This window comes from Mesorhizobium sp. ISC15, assembly GCF_037162615.1.
Taxonomy (GTDB): domain Bacteria; phylum Pseudomonadota; class Alphaproteobacteria; order Rhizobiales; family Rhizobiaceae; genus Mesorhizobium; species Mesorhizobium mediterraneum.
Genome location: NZ_JAVSPX010000001.1, coordinates 1,569,515 through 1,582,612, shown reverse-complemented (window position 1 = coordinate 1,582,612; position 13,098 = coordinate 1,569,515). Strand labels below are relative to the sequence as shown.

Here is a 13,098-nt window from a genome sequence, read left to right as displayed (position 1 = left end):
ATAAAGACCGCCAATCCTTTGGGCAACCGCCTGATTTTTTGCATATATAAACGATTTAAACAACTTTCAAAATATTTAAATCGATTAATTATTTGATATCATTTGGCTTTTCTGGTTCTGACGCTTACAGTCTCCGTCGTGGGGGCTCCGGAAATTCGCCGGCCAGGATGCTCAAATCGAAGAAGGAACCCTCATGTCGGAAGCCGGCAAACGCAATCCCGCATGGGCGATCGATCGGATCGGCCTGAAAACCACGGGCGCGGTGCGCTATAATTTCGGCGTGGCGGCCCTTTACGAGGAAGCGATCCGCCGCCGCGAGGCCCGGACAACCGCGCATGGCGCGCTCGTCGCCGAAACCGGGCAGCACACCGGCCGCTCGCCCAAGGACAAATTCATCGTGCGCGACGAGACCACCGGGCCGCATGTGTGGTGGGACAACAACAAGGCGATTTCGCCGTCCCAGTTCGACGCGCTGCTCGCCGATTTTCGCGCCCATGCGGCGGACAAGGATCTTTATGTGCAGGATCTGGTCGGCGGCGCCGACGAGGACTTGAAGCTGACGACCAGGGTCGTCACGGAGCTTGCCTGGCACTCCTTGTTCATCCGCAATCTGCTCATTCGTCCGGAAGCCGCCGAGCTCGAGCATTTCGTGCCTGACATGACGATCATCGACCTGCCGTCATTCCGCGCCGATCCCGTCCGCCACGGCACCCGCACCGAAACGGTGATCGCCGTCGATCTCTCGCGCATGATCGTGCTGATCGGTGGCACCTCCTATGCCGGCGAAATGAAGAAATCGGTGTTCACCGTGCTCAACTATTTGTTGCCGACGAGGGGCGTGATGCCGATGCATTGCTCGGCCAATGAAGGCGCTGGCGGAGACGCGGCCATCTTCTTCGGCCTTTCGGGAACCGGCAAGACGACGCTGTCGGCCGACCCGTCGCGCACGCTGGTCGGCGACGACGAGCACGGCTGGGGCCCGGATGGCATCTTCAATTTCGAAGGCGGCTGCTATGCCAAGACGATAAAGCTTTCGGCCGAAGCCGAGCCGGAGATCTTCGCCACCACGCAGCGCTTCGGCACGGTGCTGGAGAATGTGGTGCTCGACGCGGACCGTGTGCCGGATTTCGACGACGGCAGTCTCACCGAAAACACGCGCTGCGCCTATCCGCTCGACTTCATCCCCAACGCCAGCAAGACGGGCCGCGCCGGTCACCCGAAAAACATCATCATGCTGACCGCCGACGCATTCGGCGTGATGCCGCCGATCGCCCGGCTCACTCCGGCGCAGGCGATGTATCATTTCCTCTCCGGCTATACCGCCAAGGTGGCAGGGACCGAAAAGGGCGTCACTGAACCCGAAGCGACGTTTTCGACCTGTTTCGGCGCACCGTTCATGCCGCGCCATCCGTCGGAATACGGCAATCTGCTGCGCGAGCTGATCGCCCATCACGGTGTCGATTGCTGGCTGGTCAACACCGGCTGGACCGGCGGCGCCTATGGCACCGGCAAGCGGATGCCGATCAAGGCGACGCGGGCGCTGCTTGCCGCGGCACTCGACGGCTCGCTGAACGGGGCCGATTTCCGCACCGACGCCAATTTTGGTTTCGATGTGCCGGTGGCGGTCGCTGGCGTCGACCGCGCCATTCTCGATCCGAGATCGACCTGGGCCGACACATCAGCCTATGACCTGCAGGCGGCGAGGCTGGTCGGCATGTTCGCCATCAATTTCGAAAAATTCGAACCTCATGTCGACGCCATTGTGCTCGGCGCCGCCCCGCGCATGCGCGAAGCCGCGGAATAATCGCCGGGCGGATATCCTGCACCTCAAGGCCCGGACCGGGATCGGGGAGGCCCGACCCGGGGAACGGGAACGCCCGACCCCGGGGATCGGGCCTTTTCTTTTTTCGCTTGCCGCGCCATGACTGCGGCATGAACGCCGACGACAAGATCATCATTGCCGACGATGCGGTGATCCATCCAGATGACCTGCATGAGGACTTCATCCGCTCGTCCGGCCCTGGCGGCCAGAACGTCAACAAGGTGGCGACGGCGGTGCAATTGCGCTTCGATGCGGCGAATGCGCCGGGCCTGTCGGAGCGCGTCCGCGAGCGAACCATAAAGCTGGCCGGCCAACGCGCCACCAAGGACGGCGTCATCGTCATCGAGGCCGGACGCTTCCGCACGCAAGAGCAGAACCGGGCTGACGCCCGCGCGCGGCTTGCGGAACTGGTCGCCAAGGCCGCCGAACCGCCGCCGCCGCCGCGCAAGAAGACGAGGCCGTCGAAAGGCGCGGTCGAAAGGCGGCTGAAGACCAAGGCTGGGCGCGGCACAATCAAGAAATTGCGCGGCCGGGTGGACGACGATTAGAGCGACGCGCCTCCACGATGCGGTAGGCGCGACATCGATCCCGCGGTCGAGACGGCTTCCAATTCAAGGTTGCAGATGGCAAGTTCAGTATTCGCCACAGCAAGGGAGACCGCAGATGGGCATGTTTGATTTCGTCAAGGGCGTCGGCAAGAAGCTCGGCTTCGGCGACGATGAGCCGGAGCCGACCGCCGATACGCTCAAGAAGGAGCTCGATTCGCACGCGCTCGGCACCGACAATGTGGAAGTCGTCGTCAAAGGCGATACGGCCGTCCTGAAAGGCGTGGTCAAGGATCAATCGATCTTCGAAAAGGCTGTCATCGCCGTCGGCAATACGCTCGGCGTGTCCAAGGTGCAGGCGGACGAATTGCAGGTCGCCGCACCCGAGTCCGGCACGCCCGCTGCCGCGGCCAAGGAACCGACCTTCTACACGGTCAAGAAAGGCGACAACCTCTGGAAAATCGCCGAAAAGAGCTACGGCAAGGGCAAGGGTGCGAAGAACCCGATCATTTTCGAGGCCAACAAGCCGATGCTGACCCACCCGGACAAGATCTATCCGGGGCAAGTCCTGCGCATACCGGACCTCGACTAAGAGACTGTTTGGAAACTCTACTCTGGCGAGTCATCTGATGGCGTTTTCTGCGCTTCCGGTGCTCACGTACTTAAGTACGCTCCGCTCCGGTTCTCGAAACCACCACCATATGACTCGCCAGAGCGAATTTCGAAACAGTCTCTAAGCCCGGTGCAATCGCGACAAGAGAAGAACGGCGGCTTTCGGGTCGCCGTTCTTGTTTGTTGGTGGCATTGTCCGCCAGATGAACCTAATGGAGCGACCAAGCTGATGCTCGTTCTGCCCAAAGGTGTCCGCCACATGCCCGGCTATCTGTCCCGTCCGGTGCAGGAAGCGCTGGTCGAGGATGTGAGACGGGTCGTCCAGGAGGCTCCCCTGTTCGTGCCTGCCATGCCGCGCACCGGCAAGGAGATGAGCGTGCGCATGACCAATTGCGGCCCGCTCGGCTGGGTCACCGACAAGGAGCACGGCTATCGCTACCAGCCGACGCACCCGGTGACCGGAACGCCCTGGCCGCCGATCCCGGACGTGCTGCTCGAGTTGTGGCGGGACGTGTCTGCCTATCCGCATCCGCCAGAGGCTTGTTTGGTCAATTTCTATTCGCCGGACGCGAAGATGGGCCTTCACCAGGACCGCGACGAGGAGGATTTCGCCGCGCCGGTCGTGTCGGTCTCACTGGGCGACGATTGCCTGTTCAGGGTCGGCCAAAGCACGCGCGAAGGCGGCACAAAATCGTTCAGGCTGAAAAGCGGCGACGTCGTCGTGCTTGGCGGCGAAGGCCGCCTCTCTTTTCACGGCGTCGACCGCATCTATCCCTCGACCTCGGCGTTGCTCAGGAATGGCGGACGGATCAATCTGACGCTGAGGCGGGTGACGACGCCGACGTGAGGCGCCCGACCGTCAACGGGCCGGGGCGGACATAGTCATCGCGTAGATAGATGCGCAGGGCACCGTCTTCGGCGAGCACGTGATAACGGGCCAGGATCGCGTCAAAGCCAAAACGCTCGGTCAGTTGGCTTGTCCAGTTGGTGTTGTTTTTCTTGAAGATGATGACATCCGCGCGCAGGCGCTCAAATTCTTCGCGCTTGCTTTCGGCGTAGCGCACCATGATGGCTTGGTAACGTGTCGCCTCGGCGGTGTCACCGGAGAGGACCGCCTGCTGGGACAGGCGGAGCGAGAACGCTCCAAGCCAATCGCTGACATGGGTCGAAACGAACTGCCCGTCGATCATGCGGTTCAGCGGATGTCCAGAGGAAATGTCCGGGCTGATCAACGCGACGGTCGGCCGATCGGTCGCGGCGCGAATGGCGGCAACCAGCGCGGGGTCTGGCTTCTGAGTGCTCCAGTACGGCAAGAAAGCGATCGCCACCCCCGCCAGCGCCCAAGCTCGCGAAGGTGCCGTCACAAATGACAACAGCCTTGGCTGCTGCTGCTCGATCCTGGGCAATGCCAGCAGGCAGAGAATGGCTGCCACGGCGCAAAAGATGGCGGGATAGGCATGATAGGCCCAGCCTTTCGCCTGGTAGAACAGCGGGAACATGCCGGCGACCGACGCGGTCAGCGCTACCGCCGCCAGCTCCGGAAATCGCCCGGCCGGCCACAGCCACCACGTCAGGAATACGAGAAAGCCCCACGTAAAACCGTAGACGATCACAATCGGCAGAAAGACGCTGACCTTTGCATAAACATCCGCCATCAGGGGATAAACGTCGCGCAGGAATTCCGGATGGATCAATGTGACCGCGCTGAAATAAGCGATGCAGACGCCGCCTATGACCCAGTGCTCCGGAGCGAAAACCGATTTCAGACTGCATCGGCGTGCTGCGACGAGCAGTGCCGGCGCCAACACCATGATCGCGTAGTAGGGCTTGATCAGCAACAGAACACTGCCCGACAGGCCGGCAAGGGCTGCAAGACCCAAGCCTGGTTGCGCCGTTGCATCTCGGCGCGCGCGCCAGGCATGAAGTGCGAGCAGCGGCATGAAAAGCGCTATGCCGATATGCTCTCGCTCGCTGAAGGCGTTGCCGGGAAACATCACCAGCATTGCGTAGAAAGCTGGCGCCAACGCAAATAGTGATGCTGCTTCGGCGAAACCCGCACGCTTGACGATCACGCCCGAGAACGAAAGCCCGACAAGTGCGGCAAGATAGGTCCAGGCCTGAACCAGGACTTCCGGGGCGATTCCCAGCAACCTGGCCGCAGCCACTGGCGGCAGATAGAGCCATACGCTGAATGGAGGGTTGGTCTCGTAGATTTGCGTGTAAAGCCGCTCACCAGAGAGTATCCGCTCGCAGACGGTGATCAGCCAACTCGTATCCGGAATAGTTCCCCAGCGCACCTGACAGGCGATCGACAAGACTGTGAGCGCAGCAATCGCAAGGACATTGCGGCCAGGATGCAGCGACGCCGCAAAATCCCGACTGCCCCACCGGCCCCAGCCGCCAGTCTCGTTCGCGACGCTCACGGTGCTGTCCTGCCCCGGAACGTTGACATATGTGCTCTCCGATAAAACGATTGGATAGTCCTTACCATGTTCTCTGTAGCCTCTCCCTCGATCAGCCAATCGTCCGGACGGAACTAGTTCGAAACGGGCGTCAACTGGCGCGCGCCGCCGTGCAGAAAGACGGTGATCTCCGGCTCGGCGTGCAGCACATGATAGTCGCTCAAGGCAACCGCGATTCGCTTGTCCTGCAGCATCAAGGCAGTCCACGAGGGAGAGCCTGACAGCACGATGTCGGGCTTCTTCGTTGATATCTCGGCGGCGTATTCGCCGATCACCCGATCGCGGATCCCTTCAAATTTCCGTTTCTGTCCGTACTCATCGGCCTTGCGGGCAAGTATTTCCGCATTGAACACCGCCCAGGCGCCTGGGTGACGCGACATGAACTTGCCGCCGACCAGCCTGGTGAGGGGATGGCCCACCTGCATCCGATCCGCGATCGACATGATCGTCGGGTTTTCGATCGTGGCTCTGATTGTGGCGGCGGACCGCTCTATCGGCTCGTTGTCCGCGGTCAGCGCAGCGTATTGTGCTCTACCCGTTATTTGCAGCACCAACACGCAGCCGAAGACAAAGCCGGCTTTGCGAACGAAGCCTGCAGCGCGGAACTCACCGAACCGCGGAAGCTGGACAGCGAATGCAAGTACCGCCACAACCACCATCGGCAGCGCATGGTTAGGCCAACCCTTGCCCATGACGACGAAGGCGGGGATGAACCCGAGAGCGGCCAGGAGCGGAATCCGGACGTCCCAATGCAATCGCCTGATGTCGCCCGCTGCCAGCAGGACGGCCGCGGCCAGAAGCAGCACTATCTTCGGCCAGTTTGCCATCATCTCGACGACCGAAGCTCTCAGCGGCAGATACACCTCCCTGACGAAGGGCAGTATTTCGCTGAAATAGGCGCGGTCGAAGATCGCAATGGAAGCCACATAGATGACGATGACCGCAGCGCCGAGAAGATTTTCCACGGCGAAGAACGGCTTTAGAGACCGTCGATGGAGCGCAAGGCACAGCGAGGGCAGCAGGAAGGCCAGGGCAAAATGCGGCGGTTTGAGCATGATAACGGTGGCCGCGCCCAGCCCCGCCAGAACGCGCTCCACGGTCGAGCCTGCGACGAAGTCCGGCGTTCGCTGGCGTGCGCACTGCAATGCCAACCAGGGCAGAATGGCAATCAGCGCGAAATGCTCGCGCTGGCCGAATTGGTCCGGCAGGAAACACAGGACCATGAACAGCGCGACCGGAGCTGCCAAGAGAGCGTTAGGCTGTCGGTAAATCGGGTCGACGCGGGCGAGAATGCGGGCGGAAACAACCAGGCTGGCCAAGCTCAGGCAGACGACACCGAGCGTCAGCCAGACTTCGGCCCGTAGGCCGCTAAGCTTTTCCAAGAGCATAAACGGCATGTAGAGAAAGATCGAGAAAGGCGGATTGGTCTCCATGATGTCGGTGTTCAGTCGCTCTCCGCCGAGCAACCGATCACACGCAACCAGGAGCCATGACACATCGACATTGGTCGGCGTCACAACTGTCGATAACCAGACGGCATACGCCACGACCATGCCGGCCAACAACAACGGAACAGCACCTGTGCCGCCGACAAACCGCGAGAAACGGCCTATGGCAGGCAGCGGTTCACCGAGGGATCGCGCGCTAGAGACCACGAAACACCCAGCGCCCGAGGACGACATAGTTGATAACCGGCACGGCAATGCAGGTAAGCAGGATCGGGACTGAAGCAGGGACGCCGAGCATCTGGGTCAAAAGCCCCGGCAGAGCGACCGCGACAGCGAGGCCCGAAGCGGTGAGCAGGAGGAAGCGGGGCAGTTCCATTGCGTGGCTGCCGCCAGAGATGAATGTGAAATATTTATGCCCGGTATAAGAAAACAGCGCGGCGATGGCGTAAGCCGCAAAGGATGTGAGCGCTGCCGGCAGGCCCGCCGTTGCCTGTCCACGCGACAGCAGGAAAGCGCAAACGGCATAGATCAGCGTCGAGGCGATCCCGATCAGGGCAAAGCGCGACAGGCGACGATACGAGCCAGTAGCCGACATGGCGCGATCAGGCCGCCAGTTTCTCGTCGAGGCGACCGGTGTCGACGGCGCCATCCCTACGAAACACGGCCAGTAGCGAGACACCAAACGGCAGGCTTGCGTTTGGCACGATACGGCTCTCCGCCGAAAACACAGCCTTCATCGCCGCATTGACCGGCTTCGGCGGCGTCGCGTGGCCCGCTGGCCTGGCCGGTTTGCGCAGCCTGTCAACCAGTCGTGCCAACACAGCTGCGGGAAACAGCGCGGCATTGGTGTAGCTCAGCCGGTCGATCGTGAAGCCGGCCTTTTCAATGCGCTCACGCAGCAGATTGCGGGAATAGCGCCGCATGTGATGCAGCCCCACGTCGTGGGCGCTCCACAGCCATTGATGTGCAGGCACCGTAAGGATGACGCGGCCACCTGGTTTCAGCATTTGGCGGATTGCGGCCAGCGATGCTTCGTCCTCCGCGACATGCTCCAGCACGTCGAACAGGCAGATGAGGTCACAACTTTGCGGCGCGACAGGAATGTTGTCCGGCAGATGGCCGGCGAGAAAGTCGCGGCCGGTCTTTTCCCCGGCGATCTCGCGCGCCAGATCACTCATTTCCACCGCCGTCACCGCGCCGAACTGTTCCAGCATCGCGATGTTGCCGCCGGTGCCGGCGCCGATCTCGACGATGCGCGCCTTTGCGGGCAGGTCGAGCTGGCGAATGACCGCCTCCGCGATGGCGCGCCGCCCGCAGAACCACCAATGCTCGTCTTCGGTGGCGGCCATCTGTCGGTAGGCGTCGAGCTCCATCAGTTCATCCCCTCATATTTGCGACGCACGATGTAGATCGGACGCTGCTTGATCTCGGCGTAGACCCTGCCGAGGTACTGTCCGATGATGCCGATGCCGAGCAACTGGATGCCGCCAAGGAAAAGAACACTGACCAGCAGCGAAGCGTAGCCTGGCACGTCCGCGCCAAAGATCATCGTCTTGGCGACGATCAGCAGGCCGTAGAGAAACGACAATGCCGAGATCGTCGCGCCGACATAGGTCCAGATTTCAAGCGGCGCAGTGGAGAAGCTGGTGATACCTTCGAGCGCGAAGTTCCACAGCCTCCAGCCGGAGAATTTCGACTGGCCGGCGATGCGCCGATCGCGGACATATTCGACGGTCGCAGTGCGGAAGCCCACCCAGGCGAACAGGCCCTTCATGAAACGACGGCGTTCGGGCAAGGAGCGCAGCGCTTCGATGACCTGACGATCGATCAACCTGAAGTCGCCGACATCGTGCGGGATCTTCTGCTGCGCGATCCAGTTGTGAACGCGGTAAAACGTCGAGGCGGAGCGCTGCTTTAGAAAACTGTCGCTCGACCGATTGGCTCGCTTGGCCAGAACGACCTCGAAACCCTCGCGCCATTTTTCGACAAGCAGCGGAATGACATGCGGCGGGTCCTGCAGGTCGACATCCATGGGAATTGCGGCATCGGCATCGCAACTGTCGAGACCGGCGGTCATCGCGGCCTCCTTGCCGAAATTGCGTGAAAGGTCGATCACCCGAATACGCGGATCGGCTTGTCGGGCTTCGATCAGCCGTTCGAGCGTCGCATCGCTGCTGCCGTCATTGACGAAGATGAGATCGAAGGTAACGCCATTTTCCTGCAGCGGATCGATGCTTTCGCATACGGCCTTCAGAAATGGCGCGATCGCGCCTTCCTCATTGTGCACCGGCACGATCAGCGCAATCGTGGCGGTCCCGCTCCCCGGATGTGCGACGCGGTCAGCTGCCGGTCGATCAATATGAAGGAATGGCGCGTTCATTGTTTGCCGGAGTCCGCAGATCAGGCCCGACAATAGAAAGGCTGGGTTAAGATGACTTTAAGGAATGGCTCGGAATTTCACAGCTTCCTGAGCGCCACTTCCTCGACCAGGTGATTGGCGCCCTTGCGCAGGATGAGATCGGCGCGGGCTCGCGTCGGCAGGATGTTCTCGCGCAAATTCTTCAGGTTGATGTTGGCCCACAAGCCTTCGGCGATGGCGCGGGCCGCTGCTTGCGAAAGTTGCGAATAGCGGTGGAAGAAGGAATCCGGGTTGCGGAAGGCGGTCTCGCGCAGCCGCATGAAGCGGGCGATGTACCAGTGATGGATCAGCTCCTCTTCGGCATCGATATAGATGGCGAAATCGAAGAAATCCGACAGGAAAGGCACGATCTTGCCGTCCTTCGGCAGCTTGCCGGGCTGAAGCACGTTGATGCCTTCGAAGATCAATATGTCCGGCCGGTCGATGGTCTGGAACTCACCGGGAATGACGTCGTAAGTCAGGTGCGAATAAACAGGCGCGCGGACATTGCGCTGCGCCGATTTGATGCCCGACAGGAAACGCAGCAGGGCGCCGACATCATAGCTGTCGGGGAAGCCCTTGCGTTCCATCAGGTTGTTGCGGCGCAGGATTTCGTTGGGAAGCAGGAAGCCGTCGGTGGTGATCAGATCGACCTTGGGGCTCGACGGCCAGCGCGCCAGCAATTCCTTGAGCACGCGCGCCGTGGTCGATTTGCCGACCGCGACAGAGCCGGCAATGCCGATGATGAACGGCGTTTTGACGATATCCACCGCGTTGAAGAAGGCCTGGCGCTGCCTGAACAGCAGCTGGCTCGCCTCGACATGGGCCGACAAAAGCCGCGACAGCGAAAGATAGATGCGCTTGACCTCTTCGAGGTCGACAGGGTCGTTGAGCGAGCGCAGACGACGGATCTCGTCCGCGCCGAGCGTCATCGGGGTGTCGGCGCGGAACTGCGACCATTGCTCCGCCGAGAAAAAACGAAAGGGCGAGTATTTCTCGGTGGGGGCGAGCTGGTCCATCGAGTTTCCTACCCTCCGCAGCGATCAGCCCCGGTCCTGCCGAGACGCCTTCTCGGCGATCCCCGAACGACCGGTGCGGCGCTCGAGCTCTGTCAGGACATCGGCAAGCGGAACGCCGGCGACGCCCAGAACGACGAGCCAATGATAGATGAGATCGGCGCTTTCCGAAACGAGAGCTTGTCTGTCACCGCCAACGGCCGCGATCACCGTTTCGACCGCCTCTTCGCCGAGCTTCTGTGCCGCCTTGTCGATGCCGCGCGCGAACAGCTTTGCCGTCCACGAATCCGCATCGCCGGAATGCGCGCGTTCCCTGATGATTATCTCCAGATCGGAGAGCGAAAACTCAGCCATGGCGCCATCTATCTGCTTGTTTAAGCAATGATCTTTCCCGAAAACCGGTTCCCGCTGGCGGTCATGCTTAGAGCCGATCGCCCGACGAGTCCAGCCGCATCGGCAGGCCGGCGCGGGCCATATGCGCCTTGGCTTCGGCGATGCTGTAAGTGCCGAAATGGAAGATCGATGCCGCCAGCACCGCACCGGCATGGCCATCGCGAATGCCCTCGACCATGTGATCGAGCGTGCCGACGCCGCCGGAGGCGATGACCGGCGCACGCACGGCGTCGGCTACCGCGCGGGTGAGCGCAATGTCGTAGCCGGCTTTGGTGCCGTCGCGGTCCATCGACGTCAGCAGGATCTCGCCGGCGCCGCGATCGACCATCTGCCGAGCAAATTCGACTGCGTCGATGCCGGTCTTCTCGCGGCCGCCATGGGTGAAAATCTCCCAGCGGTCGGCCTCGTCTTCACCCGACACTTTCTTGGCGTCGATGGCGACGACGATGCACTGGTTGCCGAACTTGTCGGCCGCCTCGGCGACGAAATCGGGATTCTTCACCGCCGCCGTGTTGATCGACACCTTGTCGGCGCCGGCCAAAAGCAGCCTTCTTATGTCGGCGACCTGGCGCACGCCGCCGCCGACGGTCAGCGGCATGAAGCATTGTTCGGCCGTGCGGGCGACGATATCGAAGATCGTCTCGCGATTTTCGGATGAAGCCGTGATGTCGAGGAAGCAGAGCTCATCGGCGCCGGCGGCGTCATAGGCCTTGGCCGCCTCGACCGGATCGCCGGCATCGATCAGGTCGACGAAGTTGACGCCCTTGACGACGCGGCCGTTCTTGACATCGAGACAGGGGATGACGCGGGCTTTCAGCATCAAATCCTCTCAAGCGCGGCAAGAAAATCGCCAAGCAATTGCCCGACGATAGGCGGAACCTCGCCCTTGGCGTCAAATGCCGGGTCGTAGGCAGACAGGGTGACGCCGACAATCGGGATCGACCTGGCCAGCCCGCAAGCCAGTTGCCGCAGTTGATCCGGGTTTGGGCCTCCAGGCTGCGCATAGCGGTTCACTTGCAGCACATCCGGATCGTGAACGTCCAAATCCAGATGCAGATGCGCCCGAACCGCGCCGGCCGCCTTCAGCTTTCCGACATTGTCGAGCGCATCGGCGCATTGGGTGCGAATGACAGGCAATGTGTCCAGCAGGCGCTTTTCATCGGGATCGAGGTCGCGCGCATCGACCAGCATGCAACGCGACGGATCTATTGCCTGGAAGCGGGGAATCGCTGACGTCATCGGACGCCAGCAGAGCCCCAGCGTCGTCGCCAGCGCCATGCCGTCGAGGAAGCCGTAGGCGGACGTCTCGGGCGTGTTGAGATCGCCATGCTGATCGATCCAGATGATCGAATCCGCGGCGTTGCCGGCCACCGCACCGGCGGCGGTCAGGCAATTTCCGGCGAGCACGATGGGAAAACGCTCATCGTCGCGCGCCAGATCGACCTTGGTGGCGACTGCCCGGCAAACCGCGAAGCCCGTCGCGATTTCGCGTCTCTGGGCATCGCCGACCTCGCCGATGTCCTCGACGAGGACATCGTGGCCGCGGAAAGTAAGTTCATCGACGAGGCCGCCGGCAATGATGGCGTCGGGGCCCTGGCCACAGCCGGCATGGTAAAGGCCGCTGTCATAGGGTGCGAGGATGATCGAGAGTTTCATCGCGCCCTCGCCTTCTCCGGTCCTGCCGCCAGGATCGCCAGTGCCTCGGCCGGATCGATACGCCCGTCATAAAGCGCGCGACCCGAGATGGCGCCTTCGAGTTTTTGCGCATCGGGCATGGTCATGCGCACGATGTCGGCGATCGAGGCCAGACCTCCAGAGGCGATGACCGGGATCGAAACCGCTTCGGCGAGATCGATGGTGGCGTCCCAGTTGATGCCGGTCAGAACGCCGTCGCGGTCGATATCGGTGTAGATGATGGCGGCAACGCCGGCGCCCTCGAATTTCTTCGCCAGTTCGATGACGCCAAGGCTTGAGGCCTCTGCCCAGCCCTCGACCGCCACCTTACCGCCCTTGGCATCGATGCCGACGGCGATCCTGCCGGGGAATGCCTTGCAGGCCTGCCTGACCAGATCGGGATCGCGCACGGCCACAGTGCCGAGAATGATGCGGGCCAGCCCGCGATCGAGCCAGTCCTCGACCTGCGCCAGGGTGCGGATGCCGCCGCCGAGCTGCACCGGATTTTTCGTCGCCTTGAGGATGGCGCCGACCGCCGCGCCGTTGACGCTCTGGCCCTTGAAGGCGCCGTTGAGGTCGACCACATGCAGCCATTCAAAGCCCTGTTGCTCGAAGGCTCTGGCCTGCGCGGCCGGGTCGTCATTGTAGATCGTCGCGGTCGCCATGTCGCCGTGCTTCAGGCGCACGCACTTGCCGTCCTTGAGGTCGATGGCCGGGAACAGGATCAC

At 61.9% G+C, this 13,098-nt stretch carries 13 protein-coding genes; 4 read left to right on the top strand and 9 right to left on the bottom strand.

Annotated elements, in window-relative coordinates; all coding sequences use genetic code 11:
• Positions 1-193: 193 nt before the first annotated feature.
• From RPG13_RS07900 to RPG13_RS07885, 4 genes are all read left to right on the top strand, one after another.
• Entirely contained in the window at positions 194-1,804 is a 1,611-nt protein-coding gene (locus RPG13_RS07900; RefSeq protein ID WP_337124797.1) for a phosphoenolpyruvate carboxykinase, read from the top strand.
• A gap of 128 nt (positions 1,805-1,932) precedes the next feature.
• Positions 1,933-2,370 carry an alternative ribosome rescue aminoacyl-tRNA hydrolase ArfB gene (gene arfB, locus RPG13_RS07895; RefSeq protein ID WP_077374749.1) on the top strand — a complete coding sequence of 146 codons (438 nt, stop codon included), beginning with the start codon at positions 1,933-1,935 and terminating at the stop codon, positions 2,368-2,370.
• 115 nt (positions 2,371-2,485) lie between these two features.
• Positions 2,486-2,959 (top strand): peptidoglycan-binding protein LysM, encoded by a 474-nt coding sequence (gene lysM, locus RPG13_RS07890; RefSeq protein WP_337124796.1) that lies wholly within the window; start codon positions 2,486-2,488, stop codon positions 2,957-2,959.
• 249 nt (positions 2,960-3,208) lie between these two features.
• Positions 3,209-3,826, top strand: coding sequence for an alpha-ketoglutarate-dependent dioxygenase AlkB family protein (locus RPG13_RS07885; RefSeq protein ID WP_337124795.1), 618 nt, complete (start codon positions 3,209-3,211; stop codon positions 3,824-3,826).
• A gap of 1,689 nt (positions 3,827-5,515) precedes the next feature.
• Here the strand turns inward: RPG13_RS07885 and RPG13_RS07880 are convergent.
• From RPG13_RS07880 to hisA, 9 genes are all read right to left on the bottom strand, one after another.
• Positions 5,516-7,009, bottom strand: coding sequence for a hypothetical protein (locus RPG13_RS07880; protein WP_337124794.1), 1,494 nt, complete (start codon positions 7,007-7,009; stop codon positions 5,516-5,518).
• Between the two features lie 76 nt (positions 7,010-7,085).
• A complete protein-coding gene (locus RPG13_RS07875; protein WP_126104000.1) occupies positions 7,086-7,484 on the bottom strand; it encodes a GtrA family protein in 399 nt (132 codons plus the stop codon).
• Between the two features lie 7 nt (positions 7,485-7,491).
• The gene (locus RPG13_RS07870) at positions 7,492-8,262 is read right to left on the bottom strand and encodes a class I SAM-dependent methyltransferase (RefSeq protein ID WP_292648307.1); all 771 of its coding nucleotides are present in this window, start codon (positions 8,260-8,262) and stop codon (positions 7,492-7,494) included.
• Positions 8,262-9,269, bottom strand: a complete 1,008-nt coding sequence (locus RPG13_RS07865) for a glycosyltransferase family 2 protein (RefSeq protein WP_292401546.1) — start codon at positions 9,267-9,269, stop codon at positions 8,262-8,264. The genes RPG13_RS07870 and RPG13_RS07865 overlap by 1 nt, the downstream gene beginning before the upstream one ends.
• Positions 9,270-9,346: 77 nt before the next feature.
• Positions 9,347-10,306, bottom strand: a complete 960-nt coding sequence (coaA, locus tag RPG13_RS07860; RefSeq protein WP_095484481.1) for a type I pantothenate kinase — start codon at positions 10,304-10,306, stop codon at positions 9,347-9,349.
• A 24-nt stretch (positions 10,307-10,330) separates the two neighbouring features.
• Positions 10,331-10,657, bottom strand: a complete 327-nt coding sequence (locus RPG13_RS07855) for a phosphoribosyl-ATP diphosphatase (protein ID WP_292648311.1) — start codon at positions 10,655-10,657, stop codon at positions 10,331-10,333.
• 67 nt (positions 10,658-10,724) lie between these two features.
• Positions 10,725-11,519, bottom strand: coding sequence for an imidazole glycerol phosphate synthase subunit HisF (gene hisF, locus RPG13_RS07850; protein WP_292648314.1), 795 nt, complete (start codon positions 11,517-11,519; stop codon positions 10,725-10,727).
• The gene (locus RPG13_RS07845) at positions 11,516-12,352 is read right to left on the bottom strand and encodes an arginase family protein (RefSeq protein ID WP_292222187.1); all 837 of its coding nucleotides are present in this window, start codon (positions 12,350-12,352) and stop codon (positions 11,516-11,518) included. Before RPG13_RS07845 ends, hisF begins: the two co-directional genes overlap by 4 nt.
• Positions 12,349-13,098, bottom strand: a complete 750-nt coding sequence (hisA, locus tag RPG13_RS07840) for a 1-(5-phosphoribosyl)-5-[(5-phosphoribosylamino)methylideneamino]imidazole-4-carboxamide isomerase (RefSeq protein ID WP_292648321.1) — start codon at positions 13,096-13,098, stop codon at positions 12,349-12,351. Before hisA ends, RPG13_RS07845 begins: the two co-directional genes overlap by 4 nt.

Coding starts and splice junctions, on each gene's coding strand:
- RPG13_RS07885 (WP_337124795.1), top strand. CDS start 3,209: ATGCTCGTTCTGCCCAAAGGTGTCCGCCACATGCCCGGCTATCTGTCC.
- RPG13_RS07900 (WP_337124797.1), top strand. CDS start 194: ATGTCGGAAGCCGGCAAACGCAATCCCGCATGGGCGATCGATCGGATC.
- RPG13_RS07875 (WP_126104000.1), bottom strand. CDS start 7,484: ATGTCGGCTACTGGCTCGTATCGTCGCCTGTCGCGCTTTGCCCTGATC.
- RPG13_RS07870 (WP_292648307.1), bottom strand. CDS start 8,262: ATGGAGCTCGACGCCTACCGACAGATGGCCGCCACCGAAGACGAGCAT.
- lysM (WP_337124796.1), top strand. CDS start 2,486: ATGGGCATGTTTGATTTCGTCAAGGGCGTCGGCAAGAAGCTCGGCTTC.
- arfB (WP_077374749.1), top strand. CDS start 1,933: ATGAACGCCGACGACAAGATCATCATTGCCGACGATGCGGTGATCCAT.
- RPG13_RS07845 (WP_292222187.1), bottom strand. CDS start 12,352: ATGAAACTCTCGATCATCCTCGCACCCTATGACAGCGGCCTTTACCAT.
- coaA (WP_095484481.1), bottom strand. CDS start 10,306: ATGGACCAGCTCGCCCCCACCGAGAAATACTCGCCCTTTCGTTTTTTC.
- RPG13_RS07855 (WP_292648311.1), bottom strand. CDS start 10,657: ATGGCTGAGTTTTCGCTCTCCGATCTGGAGATAATCATCAGGGAACGC.
- RPG13_RS07865 (WP_292401546.1), bottom strand. CDS start 9,269: ATGAACGCGCCATTCCTTCATATTGATCGACCGGCAGCTGACCGCGTC.